General features: G+C 38.3%; 29 protein-coding genes. 12 read left to right on the top strand and 17 right to left on the bottom strand.

Annotated elements, in window-relative coordinates; translation table 11 throughout:
• The first annotated feature begins 23 nt into the window (after positions 1–23).
• The 7 genes from FN817_RS15275 to FN817_RS15245 all read left to right on the top strand — a co-directional run bounded on the left by FN817_RS15275 (position 24) and on the right by FN817_RS15245 (position 2,742).
• A complete protein-coding gene (locus tag FN817_RS15275) occupies positions 24–410 on the top strand; it encodes a hypothetical protein (RefSeq protein ID WP_142718698.1) in 387 nt (128 codons plus the stop codon).
• Positions 411–433: 23 nt separating this feature from the next.
• On the top strand, positions 434–661 hold the full coding sequence (locus tag FN817_RS15270) for a RebB family R body protein (protein ID WP_077418521.1): 228 nt from the start codon (positions 434–436) through the stop codon (positions 659–661).
• Positions 662–1,123: 462 nt separating this feature from the next.
• A complete protein-coding gene (locus FN817_RS15265; protein ID WP_047378383.1) occupies positions 1,124–1,381 on the top strand; it encodes a RebB family R body protein in 258 nt (85 codons plus the stop codon).
• A gap of 78 nt (positions 1,382–1,459) precedes the next feature.
• Positions 1,460–1,717, top strand: coding sequence for a RebB family R body protein (locus tag FN817_RS15260; RefSeq protein WP_047387828.1), 258 nt, complete (start codon positions 1,460–1,462; stop codon positions 1,715–1,717).
• A gap of 82 nt (positions 1,718–1,799) precedes the next feature.
• Positions 1,800–2,057: a RebB family R body protein gene (locus tag FN817_RS15255; protein ID WP_047387826.1), complete on the top strand. Its 258-nt coding sequence runs from the start codon at positions 1,800–1,802 to the stop codon at positions 2,055–2,057.
• A gap of 81 nt (positions 2,058–2,138) precedes the next feature.
• Positions 2,139–2,396, top strand: coding sequence for a RebB family R body protein (locus tag FN817_RS15250; protein ID WP_047421299.1), 258 nt, complete (start codon positions 2,139–2,141; stop codon positions 2,394–2,396).
• An 82-nt stretch (positions 2,397–2,478) separates the two neighbouring features.
• Positions 2,479–2,742 carry a RebB family R body protein gene (locus tag FN817_RS15245; protein ID WP_047378387.1) on the top strand — a complete coding sequence of 88 codons (264 nt, stop codon included), beginning with the start codon at positions 2,479–2,481 and terminating at the stop codon, positions 2,740–2,742.
• A gap of 68 nt (positions 2,743–2,810) precedes the next feature.
• Here FN817_RS15245 and FN817_RS15240 read toward each other — a convergent pair whose 3' ends face one another.
• The 4 genes from FN817_RS15240 to FN817_RS15225 are packed head-to-tail and all read right to left on the bottom strand — an operon-like array spanning position 2,811 to position 5,557.
• Positions 2,811–3,488 carry a response regulator transcription factor gene (locus FN817_RS15240; protein ID WP_142718696.1) on the bottom strand — a complete coding sequence of 226 codons (678 nt, stop codon included), beginning with the start codon at positions 3,486–3,488 and terminating at the stop codon, positions 2,811–2,813.
• Between the two features lie 8 nt (positions 3,489–3,496).
• On the bottom strand, positions 3,497–4,246 hold the full coding sequence (locus tag FN817_RS15235) for a sensor histidine kinase (RefSeq protein ID WP_142718695.1): 750 nt from the start codon (positions 4,244–4,246) through the stop codon (positions 3,497–3,499).
• A complete protein-coding gene (locus FN817_RS15230) occupies positions 4,216–4,806 on the bottom strand; it encodes a hypothetical protein (protein ID WP_142718694.1) in 591 nt (196 codons plus the stop codon). Before FN817_RS15230 ends, FN817_RS15235 begins: the two co-directional genes overlap by 31 nt.
• Before the next feature lie 40 nt (positions 4,807–4,846).
• Positions 4,847–5,557: a hypothetical protein gene (locus FN817_RS15225; RefSeq protein WP_142718693.1), complete on the bottom strand. Its 711-nt coding sequence runs from the start codon at positions 5,555–5,557 to the stop codon at positions 4,847–4,849.
• A 205-nt stretch (positions 5,558–5,762) separates the two neighbouring features.
• Between FN817_RS15225 and FN817_RS15220 the strand changes: the two genes are divergently transcribed.
• The 3 genes from FN817_RS15220 (at position 5,763) to FN817_RS15210 (ending at position 8,249) form a co-directional block, all read left to right on the top strand.
• Positions 5,763–6,398 carry a LysE family translocator gene (locus FN817_RS15220; protein WP_142718692.1) on the top strand — a complete coding sequence of 212 codons (636 nt, stop codon included), beginning with the start codon at positions 5,763–5,765 and terminating at the stop codon, positions 6,396–6,398.
• 174 nt (positions 6,399–6,572) lie between these two features.
• The gene (locus FN817_RS15215; protein WP_142718691.1) at positions 6,573–7,445 is read left to right on the top strand and encodes a helix-turn-helix domain-containing protein; all 873 of its coding nucleotides are present in this window, start codon (positions 6,573–6,575) and stop codon (positions 7,443–7,445) included.
• A gap of 81 nt (positions 7,446–7,526) precedes the next feature.
• Positions 7,527–8,249 carry an FAD-binding oxidoreductase gene (locus FN817_RS15210; protein WP_142718690.1) on the top strand — a complete coding sequence of 241 codons (723 nt, stop codon included), beginning with the start codon at positions 7,527–7,529 and terminating at the stop codon, positions 8,247–8,249.
• Positions 8,250–8,350: 101 nt separating this feature from the next.
• Here FN817_RS15210 and FN817_RS15205 read toward each other — a convergent pair whose 3' ends face one another.
• The 4 genes from FN817_RS15205 to FN817_RS15190 all read right to left on the bottom strand — a co-directional run bounded on the left by FN817_RS15205 (position 8,351) and on the right by FN817_RS15190 (position 12,886).
• Positions 8,351–8,929, bottom strand: coding sequence for an NAD(P)H-dependent oxidoreductase (locus FN817_RS15205; RefSeq protein ID WP_142718689.1), 579 nt, complete (start codon positions 8,927–8,929; stop codon positions 8,351–8,353).
• On the bottom strand, positions 8,926–9,948 hold the full coding sequence (locus FN817_RS15200) for a saccharopine dehydrogenase family protein (RefSeq protein ID WP_142718688.1): 1,023 nt from the start codon (positions 9,946–9,948) through the stop codon (positions 8,926–8,928). The genes FN817_RS15205 and FN817_RS15200 overlap by 4 nt, the downstream gene beginning before the upstream one ends.
• A gap of 53 nt (positions 9,949–10,001) precedes the next feature.
• A complete protein-coding gene (locus FN817_RS15195) occupies positions 10,002–10,568 on the bottom strand; it encodes a Crp/Fnr family transcriptional regulator (RefSeq protein WP_142718757.1) in 567 nt (188 codons plus the stop codon).
• Positions 10,569–11,116: 548 nt separating this feature from the next.
• Complete coding sequence (locus FN817_RS15190) at positions 11,117–12,886, bottom strand: aminopeptidase P family protein (RefSeq protein WP_142718687.1); 1,770 nt, start codon at positions 12,884–12,886, stop codon at positions 11,117–11,119.
• Positions 12,887–13,194: 308 nt separating this feature from the next.
• Between FN817_RS15190 and FN817_RS15185 the strand changes: the two genes are divergently transcribed.
• Positions 13,195–13,632, top strand: a complete 438-nt coding sequence (locus tag FN817_RS15185) for a DUF6526 family protein (protein WP_142718686.1) — start codon at positions 13,195–13,197, stop codon at positions 13,630–13,632.
• 199 nt (positions 13,633–13,831) lie between these two features.
• A complete protein-coding gene (locus FN817_RS15175) occupies positions 13,832–14,938 on the top strand; it encodes a DNA topoisomerase IB (protein ID WP_142718685.1) in 1,107 nt (368 codons plus the stop codon).
• 120 nt (positions 14,939–15,058) lie between these two features.
• Here the strand turns inward: FN817_RS15175 and FN817_RS15170 are convergent, their stop codons facing one another.
• From FN817_RS15170 to FN817_RS15130, 9 genes are all read right to left on the bottom strand, one after another.
• Positions 15,059–15,949, bottom strand: a complete 891-nt coding sequence (locus tag FN817_RS15170) for a helix-turn-helix domain-containing protein (RefSeq protein ID WP_142718684.1) — start codon at positions 15,947–15,949, stop codon at positions 15,059–15,061.
• 137 nt (positions 15,950–16,086) lie between these two features.
• Positions 16,087–18,333 (bottom strand): TonB-dependent receptor, encoded by a 2,247-nt coding sequence (locus FN817_RS15165; RefSeq protein WP_142718683.1) that lies wholly within the window; start codon positions 18,331–18,333, stop codon positions 16,087–16,089.
• 134 nt (positions 18,334–18,467) lie between these two features.
• Entirely contained in the window at positions 18,468–19,355 is an 888-nt protein-coding gene (locus tag FN817_RS15160) for an urea transporter (RefSeq protein ID WP_142718682.1), read from the bottom strand.
• Between the two features lie 196 nt (positions 19,356–19,551).
• Complete coding sequence (locus FN817_RS15155; RefSeq protein ID WP_142718681.1) at positions 19,552–20,253, bottom strand: hypothetical protein; 702 nt, start codon at positions 20,251–20,253, stop codon at positions 19,552–19,554.
• Between the two features lie 181 nt (positions 20,254–20,434).
• A complete protein-coding gene (locus FN817_RS15150) occupies positions 20,435–21,223 on the bottom strand; it encodes an urease accessory protein UreD (RefSeq protein WP_142718680.1) in 789 nt (262 codons plus the stop codon).
• Entirely contained in the window at positions 21,224–21,862 is a 639-nt protein-coding gene (ureG, locus tag FN817_RS15145) for an urease accessory protein UreG (protein ID WP_002977658.1), read from the bottom strand.
• A 122-nt stretch (positions 21,863–21,984) separates the two neighbouring features.
• The gene (locus tag FN817_RS15140; RefSeq protein ID WP_228451574.1) at positions 21,985–22,683 is read right to left on the bottom strand and encodes an urease accessory protein UreF; all 699 of its coding nucleotides are present in this window, start codon (positions 22,681–22,683) and stop codon (positions 21,985–21,987) included.
• Entirely contained in the window at positions 22,676–23,185 is a 510-nt protein-coding gene (ureE, locus tag FN817_RS15135) for an urease accessory protein UreE (protein WP_142718679.1), read from the bottom strand. The genes FN817_RS15140 and ureE overlap by 8 nt, the downstream gene beginning before the upstream one ends.
• Positions 23,175–23,822: a hypothetical protein gene (locus tag FN817_RS15130; protein ID WP_142718678.1), complete on the bottom strand. Its 648-nt coding sequence runs from the start codon at positions 23,820–23,822 to the stop codon at positions 23,175–23,177. Before FN817_RS15130 ends, ureE begins: the two co-directional genes overlap by 11 nt.
• Positions 23,823–23,916: the final 94 nt, after the last annotated feature.

Genomic DNA, 23,916 nt, shown 5'->3' with positions numbered 1-23,916 from the left:
TTACATGATAAAAAACAGAACTTATGCGCAGAAGAACCCGCAAGAAGGCCCCCGCTTACAAACCTACGGTACCAGTAACGGAACCTGAAATCATTGAAAAAGAAATCATGCCTTTTGTTTTAAGACATGAAGAAGAAATCATTAATTACATCAGAGATAAAGCCGTCAAAGAAACCATGAAATCGCTTGCTCCTTTGCTGGAAAAGCTGGAAGAAGCCGTGAAACAGCAGGAATTACCTCAGGTACAAGAGGCTACACCACCACCTCAGGCTGATCCTCCTATGATGAACTATGAAGAACAGTTGAAAAGACTTCAGGAGGCTTCAACAGCAAAGGTAAAGGAGAAAGAGCTCAAAATAATGGACCGAATGAATAAGCTGAGTGCCAGATTTGGGAATATCCGCCCATAAAACATCAAAACCAACAGATTATTATGAACGAAATTGATACGATAATTATGGGAATGTCTACCGCCGTACCTAACGCTATTTCAACACAGGTAAGTGCACATTCTACGGGAGCAATGCAGATTAATTCTGCCTTGAACCAACAGCGAAATAACATGACTGCCATCGGCAGCTATGTGATGGGCCTAAAAAAAATGAGTCCAAAGAATATGAAAATAAAAGAACTGGAAACCATCAGGAAAGGACGTTTCTAATTTCAGTTCACAAACTACGGATGTGGCTTATTTCCCTGCAAAGATGAAATCCGGTGCCCTCAACATATATACAATCAGGTCAACATTTATTTTGCACCGTCTTTCAGATGCTGTCTATGTGTAGAAGCAATCATTCAGAATCCATCTTTAGCCCAAAGGAATCCAGCATTGCCAGCATACCTGCAGCAGAAATTTATTTTTAAGACAGATATTAAAAATAAAAGCCTCATCCTTTTTATCAGGAAATATGCTTTAAACTCATACAGATTTTACAGATAGGGTTTCAACCATTGTATTCAGAGCCACCCTTCACGTCTGATTTATTCATAACCTGTCAATACCAATGCTTTTGAAATGTATCATCTGCAGGGTCTGTAGTGAGTTTAAAAATAAAATAGAAAACTAGTTTACCTCAATAATTATTAACCGAGATCAGATCTCAACAAAAAAACAAAAACAATTATGCCAGTTAATGAACAAATCACAGACGCTGTAACGCAATCGAACGTGAAAGTAGTAGGAGAATCTCCTGCAATGGCTCTAGCCAACGTGTACCAATCTGCAGCACATTCTACAGGAATTATGTTTGAAAATGCAGTGAATGCACAAAACCAACAGAATATTTTAGGTCAGGCAGCTACCACTCAGGGTATCCTGCAGATCTACAGTCTGGATACGGTAGCAGATGCGGTTTCCATTGCTAAGATTCTTAAGCCTTAATTTTTAGCTTTTTTGATAAAAAGTAATTCTCAGCCGGAAAATCCGGTCGTTTTTTAACCTAAATAAACAATAATCATTATGCCAGTTAACGAACAAATCACAGATGCAGTAACACAGTCGAACGTAAAGGTAGTTGCAGAATCTCCTGCAATGGCTTTGAGTAACGTGTATCAGACAGCTGCCCATTCTACAGGAATTATGTTTGAAAATGCGATGACTGCTCAAAATCAACACAACATCGTAACGCAAGCGGCTACAACCCAAGGGATCACTCAGATCTACAGTAAAGATACCATAGCTGATGCCATCTCCATTGCTAAAATCCTTAAACCTTAATTCATTTTTGCAGACCGCAAATAAAACAATTTTATACTACCGGAAAACCCGGTTATTCTAACCCCAATAAACAATAATCATTATGCCAGTAAACGAAAAAATCACAGACGCAGTAACTCAATCCAACGTAAAAGTAGTAGCAGAATCTCCTGCAATGGCGCTTGCCAACGTATATCAGTCCGCTGCCCATTCTACAGGAATCATGTTTGAAAATGCAGTGAATACACAAAACCAACAAAATATTGTCACTCAGGCAGCTACTACACAGGGAATCACTCAGATCTATAGCCTGGATACCATTGCTGACGCTGTTTCTATGGCTAAAATCCTTAATCCGTAATTCATTTTTGCGAAAAGCTTAAGTACATCGTCCGAGCAACCGGAAACTCCGGTTGTTTTTAACCAATAAACAATAATCATTATGCCAGTAAACGAACAAATCACAGACGCAGTAACACAGTCGAACGTAAAGGTAGTTGCAGAATCTCCTGCAGTAGCTTTAAGCAACGTATATCAGACAGCAGCCCATTCTACAGGAATTATGTTTGAAAATGCAGTAAGCGCACAAAACCAACAAAATATTGTTACTCAGGCAGCTACTACACAGGGTATCGCACAGATCTATAGTCTGGATACCATTGCTGATGCTGTTTCTATGGCTAAAATCCTTAATCCGTAATTCATTTTAAGGAAAGCTTAAATAATCAATCCAAACAACCGGAAAACCCGGATATTTTTAACCCAAATAAACAATAATCATTATGCCAGTAAACGAACAAATCACAGACGCAGTAACGCAATCGAACGTAAAAGTAGTAGCAGAATCTCCTGCAATGGCTTTAAGTAACGTCTATCAATCTGCAGCACATTCTACAGGAATTATGTTTGAAAATGCAGTAAATGCACAAAACCAACAAAACATTTTAGGTCAGGCAGCTACCACTCAGGGTATTCTGCAGATCTATAGCCTGGACACTGTAGCAGATGCGGTTTCTATTGCTAAAGTATTGAATCCTAAATTATAGTGTATTTTTAGATTTTCTTGTTATCAGGGAGTGCATTCATGTACTCCCTGATTCTTTTTGAGATAAAACTATTTATCAAATAATACGATTTCATTCGGATCGATAACCTGATTCTGTACTGCGTAAATCACAAGCCCGGCCATATTTTTCACTCCTGTTTTGATCATCAGGTTGGTTTTATGGGTTTCTACCGTTTTGGGAGAAATAAAAAGAGAGTCTGCAATTTCCTTAGTGCTGAGCTGCTGGCAAACCAGCCGCAGAACATCCACTTCTCTATCAGTAAGCTCATTCTTAGAAAAGGCATGAAACTCCGGAAGCTTGTTGGAAAGCTGGCTTCTCATAACATCAATCTGATCATTGGAAAAGTAATGTCCTGTGTGGTGAACGGTTTTGATGACAGCCAATAATTCCTCCAATTCAATTTCTTTGGGCAAAAAAGCATGGGCTCCCATTTTCAGCATCTGTCCCATAAATGAACGGCGGTAAAAACTGGAAAGAACAATAATTTTGGTCTCCGTTTCTCTTTTGGCCAGTTCAGACATGACTTCAAGGCCGTCACCATTCGTCATTCTCAGGTCCAGAATCAGAATATCTAAAGATCCGGAATCCTCAGTGAGAAATTGATAACCGCCTGTTGAGGTCAGCGTAACCTGGTACTCTCCATTATGATCAATATAGTTTTTCAAAAGCTGTACAAACAGCAGGTCATCATCTACAATTCCGATTTTAATTTTTGTGTGTTCCATGTTTATTTTTATTGTATTGCCATACAGGCTATGAATTTTGTGCCTTTTTCAGGCTGTGTTTTAAGTTTATAAATGGCTTTAATTTTTTGTGCTCTTGATTGAATATTCCTCAATCCAATACCTCCCGAATGGGTTTCCATGATGAAGCCCCGCCCGTTATCTTCTATGGTTAGCATCAGATAGTTCAGAGATATTCTCAGCGATACATCTACTCTGGTAGCTTCAGCATGTTTCAGAATATTGGTGACCAGTTCCTGAACAATTCTGAAAAGGTTCAGTTTTACCGGACTGCTGATGGGAGTTCTTATGGTAATATGGCGGAAAATGACCTCTATATTTTTATTAACCTGTTCAAGATAATCTGCAATCAAATCTGCCAGTTCAACCTCATCAAGATCCGGTGGTGTGAGATTATGGGACAATTCCCTTATCAGCTGCATGGATTTTTTTAAATCGCGATTAAGCTCTTCAGGCTTTTTATCCGTAAGATTCAGGCGGATGAGGTTCAACTGCGAGATAATATTATCATGAAGTTCTTCTGCCAGGCGTTCCCTGTCCTTTTCCTGTAAAAGCAGTGTATTCTCCCAATATTCCTTTTTTGTATTCCGGACCAGCTGAGAGACTTTCTGTTTATTTTTCTTTATACTTCTCAAATAATTAATGACCAATAACGTAATGAATAACGTTGTTAAAAAAAATAGTCCAATACCGATCCATATCCATAGAACTATCTGATCCTGATTTTCCCAACGCCACATCCCAGATTAATAAAAGCAATATAAAATGACAATAGCAGGAGGCCTCTGAAAAGCCAGATAGGAGCTACCCAACTCAGATGGTTGCTGATTAAAAAATTAAAGGTCGTGGATATGATACATTCAATAGAAAAAAACAGAAAAACAATGATATTCACGATAAACATATCTCTGTCTGCCCTGCCTTCCCTGATGATCTTCACAAAATAAAAGGCGGCATAAGTGCAAATAATAATACTGGTGATAATATTGGAATAAAAAGTAACCTGTGTATCGTCTTGTACATACAACAAATTAATAATCAATGCTAATATTGCATACCCATAGATTATCCATTTTAATTCACGGGAAAGCCGGATATAGTAATTGCTATAAATCACAGTAAGAATCATTAAGCCAAAAAACTGGCTCAATATATAGTTGTAAATATTGAGTGTATTTAATTTCATCAGCCGGTCCGCTAAGTCCGTCAGCTCCAGCATGAACTCTCCTGAGAGCAATATAATTACAGGAAGTTTTGTTTTTATCCCTTCTTTTACCAATATAATCAGTCCTGTACACAAGACCAGGTTAATAATAATTTGTAAATACAGGGATAAGCTGTTATACGAAAACACTGGTGCTTTGCTTCAAAAGTTGATAATCATTAAGAGTATCAACGGTAAAAGGAGGCCTTGGAGTAGAATAGTTTTCTGCAGTCTCACTCATATGATTAATCGCAAGGCTTTTCACTGTAATAATTTCGATATGATAAGGAAAATCCGGATCTTTTTTCTCCAGATCATCCGTAAGTCCGAAGAAACTGGTACAGGTTTGTGCTCCTGTAATCCCCATTTTGTCATAATCTGAAAACGGAATAGAAATCAGCTGAAAAATAGCTTCTGTTTTCTGAGCCTGTATCCATGAAGTGCCAAACATGTTCCATCTGAAATTACGGTTAATGGCAGATTCAGCTGTAATTGGAGGTGGTGCCACTTCTTCATCATTGCTGCTTTCCATCTTTTCTTCAGTGAAGTTTCGGGAAAATTCTTTAATGATGATGTTACTGAAATCGGCATCCTTATCACTTTTAGAATCAATCAGAAAAAATTTCAACTGTTCTTCATGAATACCCACATATGCATGGATCGTCTTTAATTCTACTGTTCCAAGGTTCTGTTTCCATTGTTCAATTTCCTCACCTAAAACACTGAAATGAGTTCCCTGATTTAAAAAATTCAAAATTTCTGCCCCATTTGTGTCAATTCCGTTTTTATAGAAATCAATAAGATTTTTCCATTTCCTGATGGCTTCAAAGATATTTTCAGTAGTCATGATAGTATTTATTTGTGAATGATAATTATTTTATGTGTTGAAATTTACAAAAAAAACAGACTGATATTTATTTTAAATCACATTCAAGTGGAAAATAAAATTCAATTGAGTGAAAATTAATATTTCTTGAATTTTTTATAATATCGGATCAGGAACAGTCTGTATCTTTGTGCCGGGAATACTCCCATTTAAATAACGACTGCCAATGATTCCATTTCACGAACTTATATTTTTCATCCTGGCTGCACTCATCTTAGTGATCAGTCCCGGTCCTAATATGATTTACCTGATTTCAAAGTCTATAACACAAGGGAAAAAGTCCGGGTTTATTTCCCTGGCCGGAGTAGTGTGTGGGTTTTTATTCCACATTGTCATGGTTTCTTTTGGTCTGACTGCAGTTTTGCTGGCCGTTCCGCTGGCGTACACCGTTCTTAAAGCTGTGGGAACTGTTTACCTTTTATATCTGGCTTATCAGGCTATAAAACCCAAGAGCAAAAATATTTTTGATGTTGATAAAAATGCGGCTCATGACAGTCCTAAAAAGCTCTTTACCATTGGTTTTTTAACGAATGTATTAAATCCGAAAGTGGCTGTCTTTTACCTGTCTTTCTTTCCTCAGTTCATCAAACCTGAGTATGGTTCCGTATTCACTCAGAGTCTTGAACTTGGAGTGATTCAGACTCTGATCAGCTTCAGCATTAACTTTATCATTGTATTAACGGCTGCAAGAGTTGCCGTCTTCTTTTCCAATAATCCGGTCTGGATAAAGGTTCAGAAATGGTTTATGGCCAGCGTGTTAACCTATTTAGCGATAAAAATGGCATTTTCAAAAGCAAAATAAAATCCGGAACAGGTTTCTTTCTGTTCCGAATTCCGGTGTATATTCATATAAAATCTGATCTAAAGAAACCTAATCATTATTCACCGCGAATTTGAGATTAATATTCCGAGTGCAAAACCGTGAAAATACGTAATTTTACGATTGCGTATTTATCCTCATAACAACAGGCTACAGATGAAGCAGACCATTCCTACTTATGATTTAAACGGCATTTCTCACCACAGATTCCATGTCAAAAGAATGGATAAGCGGACTCAGAATGCGGAGGATATTCTTCTGGACAAAGGGATACACCGGGACAGTCATTACATTTTCACCTGCATGGAAAGCGGTCATGTAAAAATGATGGTAGATTTTAAAACGGTTGAGTCAAAAGATTCCACTCTTTTCTGTGTATTGCCGGGACAGGTACATCAGGGGCTTTTGATGAAAGACGTTTGCGGATGGTTTGTAGCGGTAAAAGCAGAGCTTGTTCCTGATACGGTACGTTCTTTTTTTGATGAATCTCTGGGGGAAATACAGCCGCTGGCGATAGATAAAACCCTCATTCAGGAAGTGAATACAACAGCCAGCCTGCTTCATGCTTCTTATACAGATGACATGCTTTCCTCTAAAAAAGGCTTTCTGGTTGTACAGTCATTGCTCAATGCTTTCCTGGGAATGTTCGTTCTGATTTATTCCCGGAAAAATCTATTCCCAGCTTCCAGCGAAAACCGTGCTTTGCAGTTATCGAGGACATTCAGAAGTCTGGTTCGCAAGGATTTTAAAACAACGAAAAGTCCATCCGAATATGCAGAAATTTTAAATATCACAAGAGGATATTTGACGGAGGCTGTCCGTGAAGCAACCGGAAAACCCGCACAGCATTGGATTCACCAGGAAATTTTAATTGAAGCTAAAAGATTGCTGGTCTTTACGAGCCTAAGTGTAAAAGAGATCGCTTATGAGCTGGGATATAGCGACCACACTTATTTCAGCCGTTTATTTTCCAAACTGGAAGACCAATCCCCATCAGAATTCAGGAATCTGTATCAAAACAAACACTAACCACGAATAGTCCAATTATTCCCACGAAACAGCTATCGGTATTTTCTGATTTTGCAACGTCCTTTGCAATAAAAATGATTTATGCCGAGCTTACCAAAATGGATCAACGACACTGTAGAAAATGTCTGGTCCTCAAAATTTAAAGACTGTACGGTTATCCATATAGAAAAAGTCACGAATGATCTTCGTCTTATACGTTTTCAAACAGATTTACAGGATGTCTCTTACGAACCTGCGTATGCAATAGCAATAAGAATCAATGGCCGCGATTTCCGGAATTATTCTCCGTTCAACTTCAACCAGGAAGCAGGAACTTTTGATGTTTTATTTCACCTGCATGACTCTTCTGCTGCCGGCAGTCATTTTGTGACCCAGCTTTCTGCCGGAGATTCTATAAAGCTTTTAATGCCCAGAGGGAAACAATTCTTTGCTCCCAACGCAAAAATTCATTTTTCTGTGGGTGACGAAACGTCACTGGGAAGTTCACTTTCAATCAAAGAAGCCGTGGAAGAAAATGGTTCTTTATTTATTTGTCTTCATGAACTGGAAGAATGTTCTGCTCTTGAAAAACTGAATTTATTTGGTTACCACAGCCCGAAAAACAATACCATGAGAATGATTGAAGCTTTGAATGATTTTCTAAGGGAAGAAAAAGAATCCATCTCTGATGATGAGGTTATTTTTTATCTCACCGGAAACGGGGGAAGAATGTCTCTGATCAGGAAATTTCTTAAAGCAAGAGGAGTTTCTCCCAAATGTATAAAATCACAGGCCTATTGGATTGAAGGAAAAAAAGGATTGTAAAATGGTAAAGTAACTGTATTTTACTATAATAATGAAACTTTATCCGGCAATAGAAAATGAGTGCCGGATAAAGTTATCATTACTACATCCTAAAATTTAAATTATTTCTGTTTCTTTCCTAATTCCTTCACTTTTCTCAGCCATTGAACCCTTTGCTCATCTTTAGAATCCCGGATGATCCCGATATAAGTTAGTTTTACAGGTTTTACGCCACAATATTCCAGTATGGATTTCTTAAGCTGATTTACGCTGGGTCTGCCAAAAAACAGACGGTAATACCAACCCGGCTGGTCTAATGTGGTAATTATATGTGCAGTTTTACCTTTTAAAAGCTTATCCCACCATACAGAATTTTCACGGTATTTATAGGCCAGTCCCGGTAAGAAAAGACGATCTATGAATCCTTTCATCAAGGCTGGAAATCCTCCCCACCAAACGGGATGCACCCAAACCAAATGGTTTGCCCACTGAATAGTTTCCCATGCTTTCACCAGATCCGGTTCAAGCTCCATTCTTTTCTGGTATCCAAACTGCAGATTAGGATTAAATTTCAACTCTCTTATGACAATTTCCTTAACTTCTGCTCCTGTTTCTCTTGCTCCTTCCCTGTAAGCTTCTGCAATTCCAAAGTTGAAAGAATCTTGATTGGGATGTCCGTTGATAATTGCTATTTTTTTCATTGGGTGATATTGATATTGATCGTTTCATAGGTATGAAGCTGTGTCATTAATGATAAAGGCTCATGCAGCTGATGGCTGAAATAGACATTATTCTCATGGGGATTTCTCAACAGTTCTTCGGTATGCAGAACAGCAGATAAAGCAGTAAGTTCTGCCTGTCCTTTCATACTTCGTAAGCTCAGTTTCTTCTGACCTTCTTTATCTTTTACTATAATTTCAAACACAGACTGATCTCCGTTTCCACTGGATCCAAAAATCATTTTTCTTTCTTTTAATGATAAAATATTAAAGATTCTCAGATACTGAAAGGATCCCAGCAGCCAGGTAATGAACCTGGAATTATAAGTCATTTTTACACTTACACCGGGAATTCGTTCCACTTTGTTAAGAATATACAGATCCGGCACATCAAAATTGTAAGCCTTTCTCTCTCCTATTCCAAAAGAGAATTTAAAAGATTCTGTATCCAAAAAGTGTCTGATAGAAACTGGCTTGTCATTCTTATAATGTACAAAAGGAACCGCTACATTTTCTGCCATAAAATGGGCTGAACTCTCCCCTGCCAGGTCTTTTACAGAATAATATACAAAAACCTTTACTTCCTTAATATCATCTGAATGGGACAGGGTATTGACCAATCCCGGTACAATTCCGCCCATCCAGCCTGAACTGAAGACAATTCTGCTGTTTACATCTGATTTTCCGGCAATATCATAAGCTTTTACCAAAGCCGGAGTAGGTTTGGTGATATCCAGATAATCTATATGATGAGCAATCGCAAAACGAAGAACATCATCTTCTCTGTCATTCACAGAAAGAATGATGAGGCTTATTTTTTTTTCCAGAATAACCTTAAAAGAAGAAGGATCTGTAACGTCTATTCTCAGGTCTTTATCCGTTTGTCCTCCTTTTCGTCCTCCAATATAAACTGTAAGATGAGGGTTTCTTGATTTCAGAATGCGGGAAATAGTTTTTCCAACCAATCCATTTCCTCCAATGATTAAAATATTTTGCTCCATAACTTTTTTTGACAAAAGTATAGCGCGCCCATTTCAATAAGCAGGACAAATGTCTAAAAAGAAACTTCCTTTCTGATACGGCTCAAATGCCGTTGTGTAATTCCCAGATAAGAAGATAAGTACTGTAATGGGATTTTCTGAATATAATCAGGATAGTTTTCAAGAAGTGCAGCATATCTCTGGCTCGCACTGTCTCTCTGAAGCTGAAAAAACCTTCTTTCCAGTTCAAGATATTCCTGTTCAGCAATGATTTTTAAAAACTGAGTCCAGTTCAGCGCATCCTGAACCAGAATATCCATTTTCTCTTTTTTCAGGATCAATAATTCTACATCAGTAATAGCCTGGATGCTTTCTTTACTGAGACATCCTGAAATAAATGATGAATAGGCGGCAATCATCGTATTCGGAAACTTGAAACAATAGGTCATATCTTTCCCGTCACCGGAAGTGTAGAAAGACCGGAAAATTCCTGAGTTTATGAAAGCTACTTCTCTACAACGCTCACCCTCCTGTACGAAATATTCGTTTTTATTCAGTTTCCGGATTTCGAAAAGCGGTAGTAGTTCTTCAATTTCTTTCTCTGAAAACAGATTAAAATTTTTAAAATAATCCTGTATCATCATTCTTAAAAATAAGTGCATTCTAATGAAACACGAAAATAGATAAAAGATGAATGCAACATGCTTTATAAACGCAAAGTTTTCATTTTTTCTAAGATTTTATTTTAAGTGAGCAAAGGTGGTCAGTCTCAAAAGGCAAATAATTTGACTTTTGTCATTGACTACGTCGAATCTTCGATTTCTGACGAAGGAAGAATCTCATTGATAGCCAGAAGCATTAGATTCTTCAGCCTACTTAAGACAAATTTTAATTAACAGCAAAAAAAAATCATCTCAGGACGAGATGATCACCGTTTTGAATTTACTTGAGTTATTTATGAAGATATGAATGATGTTTTGTTGTAACAAAGATAGGTCAACACTGTTTTTTATCCATCAGTAAAATCCCTAGAATTATATCCGTAAAAATACGGTTGTACAAAAAAGAAAAGCCCTGCAGGGAATACCTTACAGGACTTTGGTTTATCTAACAATTCTTCTGTTTATTGTTTAAAATTCAGGATTTAAAGTAATGACTACATCTGCTTTTCATCTTGATTATATGTTTATTAAAGAGGGCTTACCAATTGCAGGAACCATTCTTTAACTTCTCCTTCCAGATAAGGAGCAAGCTTTTCTTCACATGTTTTATGGTAGCCATTCAACCATGCGATTTCACTTTCTGAAAGAATTTCTTTCACTACGGTATCTTTAAAGAACGGGCAGAATGTTAATGTTTCAAATTCATAGAATGTTCCGTGAATTATTTTTTCTGCTTCTTTTACTGCGATCAGGTTTTCATGACGGATTCCGTAATGCCCTTCAAGGTAATATCCAGGTTCGTTTGAACATACCATTCCCGGAAGAAGTTCCTGAGGGTTAAGGTCTTTTCTGATGTTTTGCGGTCCTTCGTGTACATTCATAAAGCTTCCTACTCCATGCCCTGTTCCGTGGTTGAAATCTTTGCCTTCCATCCATAACGGAAGTCTTGCAATGGCATCAAGGTGTACGCCTTTTGTTCCTTTCGGGAATTTCACCATTGATAAACGGATCAATCCCTGTAATACCAATGTTGAATTTCTTTTAAACTCCTCCGAAGGTGTCCCTAAGGCGAAAGTTCTTGTAATATCTGTAGTTCCTTCAAGGTACTGACCTCCTGAATCTACCAGGATAGTTTCCTCATTGGTTACTTCTTTACTTCCTTCTTTTTTGGCAGAATAGTGCATGATGGCACCGTTGTCTTTATATCCTACAATAGAACCGAAGCTTTCTCCCACAAAGTTTTCACCTTCTGCACGGAATCCTCTCAGCTTTTGTCCGATAGAATATTCATTCATGGCTTCTTTTCCTGCATTATGCGTTAACCAATAAAGGAATTTCACCATAGCAACTCCATCTCTTACCATTACTTTTCTGAAACCTTCCAGCTCAGCTTCATTTTTCTGGGCTTTCATCAGGTTACCCGGAACCGGAGCTTTGATAAACTGATTGTCTGTTTTTAATGTTTCAAAAATCTGCTGGTTACTGTTGGGAGAAACCAGTACTTTTTCATTTTTGAAGGTCTTCAGGTAATTGTAGAATTCTTCGTAAGGCATCATTTTCACAAAGGAATCATCCATTTGCTTTCTTGCTCCTACTTCCATTTTTTCTAATCCTGTGAAGAGTACCGCATCATTTTTTGTAATCACGATATACCCTAAAAATACAGGATTGCTTTCTACATCACTTCCTCTCAGATTGACGGTCCATGCTACATCATCCAGACTTGATATGATGTGTACGGTAGCTTCCTGATCTTCCATTTTCTGACGGATGGCAGCAATTTTATCAGAAACAGATTTACCTGCTCTCTCTACCGGATGTACAAAAATAGGATTGGCAGACGGCGTTCCTCTTTCTTTCCAAACTTCTTTTAAAAGCGGAAAATCTACCAGCGTAATATTTTTTGAATTAAATTTCTGAGAAAGCAGTTCCCAGTTGGCATTAGAAGCTGCTAAAGCATTTACAGCCACTTTACCGCCTGAAGGGATTTCTGAAATAATCCAGTCGATATAATTAGGAGTTCCTTCCATACCATCTTTGAAAAGATCGATTCCTGAACCATCCAGCTCGATAGCGGCCTGTGTAAAGTATCTTCCGTCTGTCCAAAGTCCGGCTTTGTCTTTGGTAACTACCACAAAACCAGCAGAACCCAGGAAACCAGACAGCCAAGCTCTCTCCTGCCATTCTTCGGGAAGGTATTCGCTCATATGCGGGTCTGCAGAATATACTATAAATGCATCAACATTATTTTTCTGCATTTCTTCACGAAGCGCAGCAACTTTTTCCTTTGAAGTCATTCTTTTCTTTTTTTAAACACCGAAAGTTACGAAAAATTTGAAGTCGTGAGTTGAAATCTAATGGCTATTTTACTTAATAATCTGTTATTTTAACAGGAATTCTTTTTGAGGAGATCTGCAGTTTGACTTTTTAAGTTTTTACTTTAAATCACGTTGATGATTTCTCCCTTAAAGACACCAAAAACTTTTATGATATTCTCATTAAAATGTTAAACATATTTGATAAAATAAATCATTTTCATGTAAAAAAAACTACCACATTATCAAAATAATAAATTTTTGGAAAGATTATTGCTGTATTCAACTCCATGAAACAGCAGAACTATAATAACCACAGGAAGTTTTATCCACCTCATCATTTTGTTTATCTTCCTTTGCTCATCCTATTGGAGATTTTCGGAATTTATAAAATCTGGGATGATCCGGGAAATCAGCTGACATGGATATTATTTTCTATCGTTATTTTTCTGCTTTTTTATCTGGCATTTATGACGCGGCAACATTACGCATTGGGGCTTCAAAACCGAATGGTAATTCTGGAGTTTCAACAGCGGTATTTTGAAATTTTCAATAAAAGATCAGATGAAGTTGTTGAAAAACTAAGATTTGATCAGATTGCTGCACTGAGATTTACCTATGACGATGAATTCAAGGAGCTTTTATACAGAGCTCTTCATGAAAACATCTCAGGAGATGAAATTAAAAGGTCTATCAAAAAATGGAGAGCTGACCGACTCAGAATCTAACACCTCAACAAAAATATAAACTTATGAAAAAGTGGAGCTTTTACAGTATTACGATATTAAGTTTGTTGACACTAACAAGTTGTGAAGCAGTGGAAACAATTTTTAAGGCAGGAATGTGGTGGGGAATTCTCTTAGTCTGTGTAATAGTAGGGATTCTTTTACTGATATTTTCGAAGGGTAAAAACTCTTAACCATGCTTATGGAGAAGAATACAGATTTGGAGATGATTTCTCACCTTAAGCCTTCCAAAATTGTTAAAATAATGAAGGACCCGGAAGCTTCTGCAAAGGCGGTACATCTTGTATATACCACCGATGCAGAAACCGCCGGAATTACCCGTAAGAAAACGGGAAAGAAATATTCCTATTATAAAGACGGTGAAAAAATAAAGGATAAGGACGAAATTACAAGGATCAACAGTCTCGTACTTCCTCCCGCCTGGGAAAATGTATGGATCTGTGCCCTTGACAACGGGCATCTTCAGGCCACCGGCTTCGATGTCAAAAAAAGAAAACAATACCGCTACCATCCTCTTTGGAGCGCTTTAAGAAATCATACGAAATTTTACAGGATGCTTCAGTTCGGATATGCATTACCGGATATACGACTGCATGTAGAACAGGATCTTGCGCTGAGAAATTTTGAAAAGCGTAAAATCCTGGCCTTAATTGTAAGCCTTATGCAAAGGACCAATATCCGTATTGGTAATACGATGTATGAAAAACTGTATGGTTCTTTTGGACTGACTACTTTAAAGGATAAGCATGTCAAGGTAAAAGGACAGAAAATTACCTTCTCTTTTAAAGGAAAAAAAGGCGTTATGCATAACGTTGACCTCAGAAGTAAAAGACTGGCAAGGCTTATTCAGAAATGTAAGGATATTCCGGGAAAAGAACTTTTCCAGTATTTTGATGATGATGGAAACCGCCATTCTGTAGATTCGGGGATGGTGAATGAGTACATAAAAGAGATCAGCGGCGAAGATTTTACGGCTAAGGATTTCAGGACATGGTCCGGAACGGTAAGTGCTTTGATCGCATTTAAAGAAATTGGCTATGCTGAAAATGACAGTCAATATAAAAAGAAAGTAAAAGAAGCCCTGGAGATGGTTGCAGAAAACCTGGGAAATACATCAGCTGTCTGCAGAAAATATTATGTTCATCCTTTAGTCATTAATCTCTATGAAAACAATACCATCAAAAAATACCTTGACGAACTTGAAATCATAGAAGAAAATGACGGAAAAGCCGATCTGACAAAAGAGGAAAGGCTGGTTCTGAAAATTCTTGAAAATGAGAGGATGTAGGAAGAGGGAAGCAGGGAGAGGGAAGTTTTGAAATTTATGAAATCAAATTCTGAACTTTCAACTCATTTTGATCAAGCTTCTGCAATACTTCCAGCATCAGGCTTCCTGCTCCCAACCCTATTATATTGAAATCCTGCTGTTATTCAAAAACTGTATTCTGTATTCCTTCGGGGTAATGCCTGCAATTTTTTTAAAAAGCTGGGTAAAATGGGAAGCGGTATGAAAGTTCAGTTCGTAAGCAATCTCTGCAATATCTTTACTGGAATGAAGCAATGCCTTGCTGTAATTGATGTCGATCTCATTGATCCACTGTTTGGGGGATTTCTGGGTAACACCTTTTACACATTTATTCAGATAGCTTTCTGTTACAGACAGCTTATCCGCATAGAATGCCACTCTTTTTTCTCCCACATGATATTTAAACAAAAGATCCCGAAACTGAAGGGACAGTTCCATAGGACGTGTCGCTGATTTGTGATGGGTATCAGAGTCTGTGCTCAGCATTTTGATCAAGATAAGATGAAGCATGGTAACCACAACATCATTGATATTGAGGTTATTCAGCCACAATTCCTGTTCCATAATGGGAAGAAGCTGGGTAATGGTACCATAAGTCAGGCTGTCCAGATTCAGAAAAGGAGTCATGAAAAAAATACTGCTTTTGTGTTTTGGCAGCTCCTGTTCGGACAGGATATTATTTTCATAAGCAAGGAAGAAACCTTCAATATCATCAGATAATTCTACGGTTGCCGTGATGGTTCCCTGTTTAATAAAAATCACTCCTCCTTTCTCGGCATGGTATTCTTTATTTTCAAGATATTGACTGATATGACCGTTGGTAACGAAAATAATAAAATTAAACGTTGTACGGTACGGAATCACCGGCATCAGAATACCTTTAAGGTAGTTTTCTATGCGATAGAGCTGTATATCAGCATTATTGGCTAATATCTTGTCCGTAATATTCGGAAGAAAAAGTTTTTTATATTGAAAATTGGATAGAACTTCCATATCCTTGTTATGATTAATTAAAGTTATACAAAATATTTTTAAGACTCAATATTGAATCAATGGAAGGTAAAAGGGTAAACAACTTCTGCATATCCCAACTTCATCTCTCAAACCCTTCTACTCTCCCACTCATTCATTTAGAACTTATAATACACTCCTACTCTCACTCCAAAAGGACTTCCCGGTGTGTAGGTAAGATCTGTAACAGGTTCTGCTTCTCCCTTCAACTGAGTTTCGGTTGCAAACTGAGCTTCATTCCATTTTACATTGAAAAGATTGTTAAGCTGAACATTTGCTCCCCATTTCTGGCGGTTATAGGAAAGCATCAGATCATTTACAAAGTAAGCTTTGGTTCTGATACTGTTATCCTCTACTGCTGGTCTTGCTCCCAGATATCGATATTGAAGTCCTAAAGAAAAACCATCCATGAAATCCCAGTTTACGGATCCTGTACTGGTCACCACCGGAGCAAGCGGAACGTAATCCTGTCCCTTTTCTTCTTCAGTAAATCTCGCGTGAGAATAGTTGATATCAGCATTAAGATAAAAGTTTTCCAACGGCTGGAAACGAACTCCAAGATCAGCACCGAAGCGTCTGGACTTCCCGGAAGGCTCTACTACAGCGTCATCTCCTACATAAACAAATTCCTGCTGCAGATCCATATACCATAATGCCGGAGTAATAATCAATGATTTGAAAGGATGTAATCTCACCCCGAAATCTGCTCCAATAGAATACGGAAGGGTATTTTCATTTTTATTGGGAACAACTACTCTCAGGTCATTGGAGTGGAAGCCCATCCCTGTTTTCAGGAACCACATCACGTTATCGTTCTGAGCGTAAGAGAAGTTCAATTTCGGACTTAATCTTGTTGCTTCTTTTGACTGTCCGGACGGCAGTTGTTCCACATCCAGCAGATTATGCATATTAAAAATAAAATGATCTACTCTCAAAGCAGGGTTAATGGTCCATTTTCCTGTTTTCCATACCAGTCCTGAGTACGCGTGAAGATTGGTTTCCGTTCCTGTCACGTCAGATAGTCTGTCAAGCAGCATATCTCTGTGATAAACATGATTAAGCTGTAAAGTATTAATGTCATCATTTCTTAACCCTATTCCTGAAGTCCAGTTTAAAGAGCTGTTTGCAAGGGAAAATGTCTTTGTATATTTCACTTCAGCTCCATAAATATTTCTTCCGTCGGTCTGCTGAATTTCATCTCCGTGATCTTTATCTTTTAAATTAAAGGTAAAATCGGAATAGAGGTTGAAATTATACTTTGAATAGAAAGCCATGGCATCAATCTGCTCGGAAGGGGAAATAATGTGCTTGAAATTCATCTGAAGGTTTGTTCTGGAAGTTTTACCGCCTTCCGTAGGGTCTATACTTCCCCATCTGCCAATAATTCCTTCATCTACGGCACGTTCCGGAATCTGCCCGGAAGCATTCCATGAAGAATTGAATGTTGAAAACTGAATATTGAAGTAATCATTATCTGTAAGCCATTGATTGTATTTCCCGAAAATATTGACTCTGTTGAAATTCTGCTTTACATCAAAAGGCCCGTCTGTATAGTTGTATTCTGCTGCTATATAGGCATTTTTCCGCCCAAGATCATCATGCAGAATATTGAACATCCCCAACACTCTTTTTGAATTGAACGAACCTCCTTCCAGCTTAATCATACTGTTTTTTAACCCATTATAGGTCTGAAAATCTACATATCCTGCCGTATTAAAATCTCCACGATCCATATAATAGGCCCCTTTTCCGAAGTCAATATTATTGACGGTTTCAGGAATTATGAAGTGTAAATCTGAGTATCCCTGACCATGGGCATGAGAAACGATATTCACCGGCATTCCGTCCACATTCACACTGACATCAGTACCATGATCGGCATCAAATCCTCTTAAAAAAAGCTGTTCAGCCTTTCCTCCTCCGGCATGTTGTGCAATAAACAATCCCGGCACTTTTCTCAATAAATCCTGTGCTGAATTTACCGGAAATTTATTCAGATCCACTTTGGTAATGGCCGATAAAAACGAACTGTGATTGATGGCCACTTCAGAAATCTGAAAAGGCTTATGCTGTAAGAAAATAGCTTTATTTTTATCTTCATCGCCGGTTACCACCCATTTTATCTCATCATATCCCTGACGGCTGATCACAAGAGTATCAGGAAGGGATTTCACAGGGATGGCAAACATACCATCTGCCGCTGTATGAGTATGGCTGTTCCCGTGGTCATATTTTACCAAAGCATCTGCAATGGGAAATTTGTCATCTGCATCTTTAATCAGCAACTGTTTTTCTGTTTCCTGCGCCATCATTTTTCCACTGAATGCCATGACCAGAAATACAGCTGCTATTTTTGTTATTTTCATTTTTTGTTTAGTTAAATTATAATTAGATAAGAGATGAGAGATGAGAGATAATAGACGAAGAGATGAGAGACTGGAAAAATTCTCACTCTTAAAGCTCCACAACCTTCAACCCCTTCAACTCTCAAACTCAAAAGCTACGCTTTCGTTTTAAGAAATATTTTTTGAATTAAAAGCGTAATCCACGTTCCAGCTACGAATGGAAAAGTAAATACTCCACCTACAATATCCAGACAATGATTGTCTATTAAAAGATCATCAATGGCAATAGTGATAAGAACAGCAATAAGTACCCATAGACCGTCTGTTTTTTTGACTCCGGAAAAAACAATTGCTGAAAGCACGGCATTAAAACCAAATAATCCCATGTGGATTTCTTTAATAGGTTCTCCGTTCAACTGTGATAATCCTGCCCCAAGAATAGAAGCTGCGAGCCCATATAAAGCCGCTATGGGAGAACTGATGAAAACGGCAAGAAAGAAGATCATTCCTGAAAGTACTCCACCCTGAAATATCACTTCACCAAAACCATTGGTACAGGCAAGAAAATCATCATAGTCTGTAGGCACCACTTCACTGCTCAACATCGCAGATGGTGGAATATGCGTAAAATGGTGGAGTGCAAAAACCAATATCCAGGTAATGATAATGAAAGGAAAAGTAAACACCGGAATTTTCTTTTGGATAAAGAAATGCTGAATAACAGCTGCCAACGCTCCACCCAGCACTATTAAAATCCAGATCAGCAATGTAGTCTCAAACAGAAAGGATAATGCTACTCCTACAAGTGCCGCACTGAAGCCGTAAAGTCCGGCATTGATTTCAGATTTGGCATAGTTAAGTTTCATGGCAGTGAAAGTTCCGGCTGCCGTTGAAAGCAATACTGCCACCCCGCACTGCCAGCTTCCCATAAAGATTCCTATAAGAAACAGAAGTCCTGTCCACCTGTTTTCCTGGAGCATAATCTGCCCGATTCCTTTCAAAACATGGTCTATAAAAGGGAGTTTTTTGAAAAATTCGTTCATAGTTTTTTTATTGTATTAATAGTTGTGGATATTAAGATAAGAGACGGATAGATGATAGACATTGGAGACAGAATCAATTTTGCTTCATAAGTAAAGGGTGAATTGTCAATTATCAGTGATAAGGATAACAACTTTAAACCTTAAACAATTCCACTCTCTTACTCTCAAACTCTACCACTCGAACCCCGGAACTCGTTTACCATCCAAGAAAGACCATTCCCACTCCGCAAACGGTTACTACAGCTCCGCTCACCACTCCCATATATCTTTCCAGTTTCTCGGTATTGAACAGTGTTGAATAACCATAACGTCCCAGAAGAACCATTCCAAGCATTGTCAAGACGGTAGTTACAGTGAAAGAAGTTACCAGAACAGCAATTTCAGACATTGAATGTTTTACTCCTGAATAGAATAATAAAGGAATCAAAGGTTCGCTGGGTCCCATTACGAAAATCATGAAAAGTACAAGCGGTGTCACTTTTATTCTTTTTTGAGGCATTACTACTTCACTGTGATTATGCTCGTATACATAAACATCATCACCCATTACATCAAAATGCTTATGAGGTTTGTTTCTGATAGCCTGAATGAGACCATATACCAGATAAACTCCTCCAAAGATCAGCAGCGCCCATCCTGAGAAATTTCCTCTGATATCCTGAAACCAGGAAATCTTATTGAGCTGCCATCCCAGGAAAACCCCGATAAAGCCTAAAATCAGAGAACTGAATACGTGTCCGAAACCGCAGACAACCGTTAATATTGCTGTTTTCATACCGCTCCACTTCTTTGATTTTGAAATCACGATAAACGGCAGGTAGTGATCCGGCCCTGAAGCGGTATGTATGAAACTTATTGAAACGGCACTCAAAAGAAGTGCCCAAACTGTACTATCCATTTTTATTAATTCTGTTATTTCAGATTCTTTATTAAGTTTTGGCTAAAGCCAATGGAAGATTTCTTTTTGTTAAGCGGGCTAAAGCCCGCTTCTATTGAATACGCCTCTCGCAAACTTTGTAGATGAATCATTATATGAGGAGCCTTGTCAAGGTTTAAAACCTTGACAAGGCTCTCCTTTTCTACCCGAGTGACCAGAGAATTTCCTGAATATGCAGGAAGAAATTGTACATCAACTCTCCTCCATGCCCCAAAGCTCTTACTACAAAACCATTGTCATCCATTGCAGACACCCCTACTTCCATTTGTTCATGGTGCGGTGCGGCGGCTTCAACAACCTCTTCAATCAATCCGTTTTTGTCTACATTTTCCTTTGTACTATAGAAGATTAGAGTTCCCTGGTGGGTATACTGTTCCAGGTTCCCGATGCTGCTGATCGGAATCATATCAGGCTGAATGAGAACATTATCTTTTACTACCAGCTTATTATTGTGGTAGATTTCCATTACATTCTGAAAACGTTTCAGCTTAAAAACTTCTCCATAATGTTTTCTTCCGCAGGTAATGATCTCACTGATGATAATCTGACTGTTGTTCTCGATATGAATATTCGCTTTACTCTTAAAATTGGAGTTTTCATGCGGAACTATAGGATGAGGAACGTAAGCAAAAGACGTTTCATCTTCCATGGAAACATTAAGTTCCTGAAGTGCTTTATCTTTCATGTTGAAAAGCCTCTGATAGGATTGCGACTGCAGTTGAAGGGCAGATCCTTTTTCAAGAGCAACCTCCAAATGGTAGTGGTCTCCATCCAGAATTCCCGGAGAGGAGCTCATCACCATCTGATAGAGCTTTTTGTCACTTTTCCGCTGTCCTACAGATACTACTCTGAAAGGAAGTGAGACATAAAGATCTTTCATATAGGATTCTCCTCCCTTGAATCCTGCAATTATATTTAAACGACTGTCCATTTATCTTACTAAGTTCGGTTCTTCAACTTCTTCTAAAAGAGCATATTTTTTAATCCAACCTATTACTTTGTCCAGTCCTTCATCTGTTTTAAGGTTTGTGAATACGAAAGGATTTCCTTTTCTCATTCTTCTGGCATCATTTTCCATTACCTCAAGGCTGGCTCCTACGTAAGGGGCAAGGTCAATTTTATTGATGATCAATAAGTCTGATCTTGTGATACCAGGACCTCCTTTTCTAGGGATTTTTTCTCCTTCTGCCACATCGATGATGAAAATAGTAACGTCTGCAAGGTCCGGGCTGAATGTGGCTGAAAGGTTATCTCCTCCACTTTCGATAAGAACCAGTTCGATCTCCGGGAAACGTGCCGCCAGTTCATCTACAGCTTCAAGGTTCATACTTGCATCTTCGCGGATGGCAGTGTGAGGGCAGCCTCCTGTTTCTACTCCAATAATTCTGTCGTGGGGAAGAAGGCTGTTTTTAGCCATAAATTCAGCATCTTCTTTGGTATAAATATCATTGGTGATGACTCCAAGGTCATAAGTCCCGAATAATTTTCTGCTTAAACGTTCCAGTAATGCAGTTTTTCCTGAACCTACGGGGCCTGCAACTCCTACTTTTATGTATTTTCTGTTTTCCATTTTTCTAAAATTTTACTTGTTTTTTAACGCTATGGGCGCTAAGTTTTTTTATCGTGAATATTTTACGATCGCAAGGGCGTTTCACTCAGCAGAGGGCAATCGCCAATTTACTTTTTCACCTTTTACGACATATAAAGTCTTGAGTACAACCTCTCATGCTGCATGCATCTGATATCGAAAGCCGTATTACAAAGTCCTACCATGTCTCTGTCCAGCTCCATGGTTTCCAAAACTGTTTTTTCCATTACGGGATATAGTGAGAATAGAATATCCTGTCCATCCAGCTGCCCAAGAGGAACAAGCTTTACCGCATTGGTAATCATTCCCGCCACTGAGGTATAATAGAATCCTAAAAGAGCTTCATATAAAGGGATTTTCATCAGGTAAGCATACACTCCAAACACAATACAGTAGTGAGAATTAGCCTCTTTATTTTGTACTGCTTTTTCAAACGCTTCCATAAAAGGGAAATGATCTCTTCTTTTAAAGATTTTGATCAGCCTGATCCCCAGTTTCTGACTGGCCTGACGGATTTCTTTCGGGCATTTTATAGCGTTACATTCATTATCAAGAAGTAACAATTCCTGCAGATCTCCTTTTTCAGCTGCTTCATAAGCCAGTTTTACAAAAGCTCCGTCATTGAATTTAAGGTTGTACTGAAGCATATTCTGTACAAATTCTTTTGCGGTAGCTAAATTATGTACAATCCTTTCCTGCACATAGGTTTCAAGTCCGTTGGAATGAGTATACCCTCCGATGGGAAGTGTAGGATCTGCAAGATGAAGCAGTCCTGACAAGAAATTTATGTTGATATTATTCATCTTTCGGGGCGGCCATTTTTAAGATTTTTGTAAAGATTGTTGATCCCAGACTTCCGTGTCCGTGAGGTTCTACATTAGATTTAAGAAGATTCAACAACTTCACAGATTGTTTTTCCGGTTTGAACCCGCTTGCTTCCAGCCATCTGAACATTGGCATTTCAAAAGGAAGCAATACTTTATCATTCTGAATGAAAAGCGGAATATGTTTGTTTCCGATCTCATAACATACGGTACCCATTTCCAGGAGTGAAGCGGGCGACATTACGATAGCTTCTGTTTCCAGAACATTGACCGCAATTATTTTTTCTGCATCCTCAAAAAGAATATCTCCTTCACGCAAACGCTGCCCTTCTCTGAGAAACTTGATTGCAACATCAGTTCCCTGTCTGGTTTTTTTACGCTGGATTCTTTTGGTAGTTTCAAACCATTCCAGATCAAGATAATCTATGGTTTTCCCTGTAGGATTTTCTGAGAGATTGCCTATGATTTGATTAATTATCATTTTTGGATTTTTTTCTAAAGTCTAAGTTTTTGGAGATTCCTACCCCGAATGTTGAACCACTGATTCCGGCTATATAGTTTTTCGTCCAGCCTTCTTCTTTTGTTTTCGTCTGAAGCATGGAAAGTTCTGCAAATTTGAATTTCAGAGCCCAGCCTCCTCCCAGTAATATTCCGATCAACGGATACGCACGAAGACGGAATCCGTTAAAGTTCTGCATTGCGTCTGATGCTGTCGAAAGCTGTTGTCCCCAGACATAGTGAGCATCTACCTGCCCGATCAGTACAAAGTATTTTCCAAGCATCAGTGAAGGGCTGTACCAGATACCGGCTTCATTTTGCTTATAGACTACATTGTGATCAACTGTATTCTGTGAGTACGCATAATTGACTCCGATAAGATCATTATTGTTGATGAAGTACCCTACTCCAAGCGGCGCACTTGATACCGTACTGCTGCTGCTGGATGGAGTTGTAAGTTTAGAATAGTCTAATGAACCATAGACCATAAACTGTCCTTTGGGCCCTTCTTCATCACTTTTAAGCCTGTGCCCGCCCAAAAACTGAGCGCTTACATTTCCTGAAAGCATAGACATTCCGGCTACGGCAAGAGAAACAACTGTTTTATTTAAATTTTTCATTTTAAACTTAGTTCTATAATTGTTTTAAAATTCTAAAGATCAACTTTGGATAAAGAGAGTTTATGAAAATGTCATTCTGACGAAGGAAGAATCT

The organism is Chryseobacterium rhizoplanae (genome assembly GCF_900182655.1).
GTDB lineage: Bacteria > Bacteroidota > Bacteroidia > Flavobacteriales > Weeksellaceae > Chryseobacterium > Chryseobacterium rhizoplanae.
The sequence above is the reverse complement of the archived record's forward strand: the minus strand, read 5'-3'. Positions and strand labels throughout refer to the sequence as shown.

Bases quoted from the DNA above. Each gene is read 5' to 3' on its own strand.
- FN817_RS15275 (WP_142718698.1), top strand. From the start codon at position 24: ATGCGCAGAAGAACCCGCAAGAAGGCCCCCGCTTACAAACCTACGGTA.
- FN817_RS15270 (WP_077418521.1), top strand. From the start codon at position 434: ATGAACGAAATTGATACGATAATTATGGGAATGTCTACCGCCGTACCT.
- FN817_RS15265 (WP_047378383.1), top strand. From the start codon at position 1,124: ATGCCAGTTAATGAACAAATCACAGACGCTGTAACGCAATCGAACGTG.
- FN817_RS15260 (WP_047387828.1), top strand. From the start codon at position 1,460: ATGCCAGTTAACGAACAAATCACAGATGCAGTAACACAGTCGAACGTA.
- FN817_RS15255 (WP_047387826.1), top strand. From the start codon at position 1,800: ATGCCAGTAAACGAAAAAATCACAGACGCAGTAACTCAATCCAACGTA.
- FN817_RS15250 (WP_047421299.1), top strand. From the start codon at position 2,139: ATGCCAGTAAACGAACAAATCACAGACGCAGTAACACAGTCGAACGTA.
- FN817_RS15245 (WP_047378387.1), top strand. From the start codon at position 2,479: ATGCCAGTAAACGAACAAATCACAGACGCAGTAACGCAATCGAACGTA.
- FN817_RS15240 (WP_142718696.1), bottom strand. From the start codon at position 3,488: ATGGAACACACAAAAATTAAAATCGGAATTGTAGATGATGACCTGCTG.
- FN817_RS15235 (WP_142718695.1), bottom strand. From the start codon at position 4,246: ATGTGGCGTTGGGAAAATCAGGATCAGATAGTTCTATGGATATGGATC.
- FN817_RS15225 (WP_142718693.1), bottom strand. From the start codon at position 5,557: ATGACTACTGAAAATATCTTTGAAGCCATCAGGAAATGGAAAAATCTT.
- FN817_RS15220 (WP_142718692.1), top strand. From the start codon at position 5,763: ATGATTCCATTTCACGAACTTATATTTTTCATCCTGGCTGCACTCATC.
- FN817_RS15215 (WP_142718691.1), top strand. From the start codon at position 6,573: ATGAAGCAGACCATTCCTACTTATGATTTAAACGGCATTTCTCACCAC.
- FN817_RS15210 (WP_142718690.1), top strand. From the start codon at position 7,527: ATGCCGAGCTTACCAAAATGGATCAACGACACTGTAGAAAATGTCTGG.
- FN817_RS15205 (WP_142718689.1), bottom strand. From the start codon at position 8,929: ATGAAAAAAATAGCAATTATCAACGGACATCCCAATCAAGATTCTTTC.
- FN817_RS15200 (WP_142718688.1), bottom strand. From the start codon at position 9,948: ATGGAGCAAAATATTTTAATCATTGGAGGAAATGGATTGGTTGGAAAA.
- FN817_RS15195 (WP_142718757.1), bottom strand. From the start codon at position 10,568: ATGATACAGGATTATTTTAAAAATTTTAATCTGTTTTCAGAGAAAGAA.
- FN817_RS15190 (WP_142718687.1), bottom strand. From the start codon at position 12,886: ATGACTTCAAAGGAAAAAGTTGCTGCGCTTCGTGAAGAAATGCAGAAA.
- FN817_RS15185 (WP_142718686.1), top strand. From the start codon at position 13,195: ATGAAACAGCAGAACTATAATAACCACAGGAAGTTTTATCCACCTCAT.
- FN817_RS15175 (WP_142718685.1), top strand. From the start codon at position 13,832: ATGGAGAAGAATACAGATTTGGAGATGATTTCTCACCTTAAGCCTTCC.
- FN817_RS15170 (WP_142718684.1), bottom strand. From the start codon at position 15,949: ATGGAAGTTCTATCCAATTTTCAATATAAAAAACTTTTTCTTCCGAAT.
- FN817_RS15165 (WP_142718683.1), bottom strand. From the start codon at position 18,333: ATGAAAATAACAAAAATAGCAGCTGTATTTCTGGTCATGGCATTCAGT.
- FN817_RS15160 (WP_142718682.1), bottom strand. From the start codon at position 19,355: ATGAACGAATTTTTCAAAAAACTCCCTTTTATAGACCATGTTTTGAAA.
- FN817_RS15155 (WP_142718681.1), bottom strand. From the start codon at position 20,253: ATGGATAGTACAGTTTGGGCACTTCTTTTGAGTGCCGTTTCAATAAGT.
- FN817_RS15150 (WP_142718680.1), bottom strand. From the start codon at position 21,223: ATGGACAGTCGTTTAAATATAATTGCAGGATTCAAGGGAGGAGAATCC.
- ureG (WP_002977658.1), bottom strand. From the start codon at position 21,862: ATGGAAAACAGAAAATACATAAAAGTAGGAGTTGCAGGCCCCGTAGGT.
- FN817_RS15140 (WP_228451574.1), bottom strand. From the start codon at position 22,683: ATGAATAATATCAACATAAATTTCTTGTCAGGACTGCTTCATCTTGCA.
- ureE (WP_142718679.1), bottom strand. From the start codon at position 23,185: ATGATAATTAATCAAATCATAGGCAATCTCTCAGAAAATCCTACAGGG.
- FN817_RS15130 (WP_142718678.1), bottom strand. From the start codon at position 23,822: ATGAAAAATTTAAATAAAACAGTTGTTTCTCTTGCCGTAGCCGGAATG.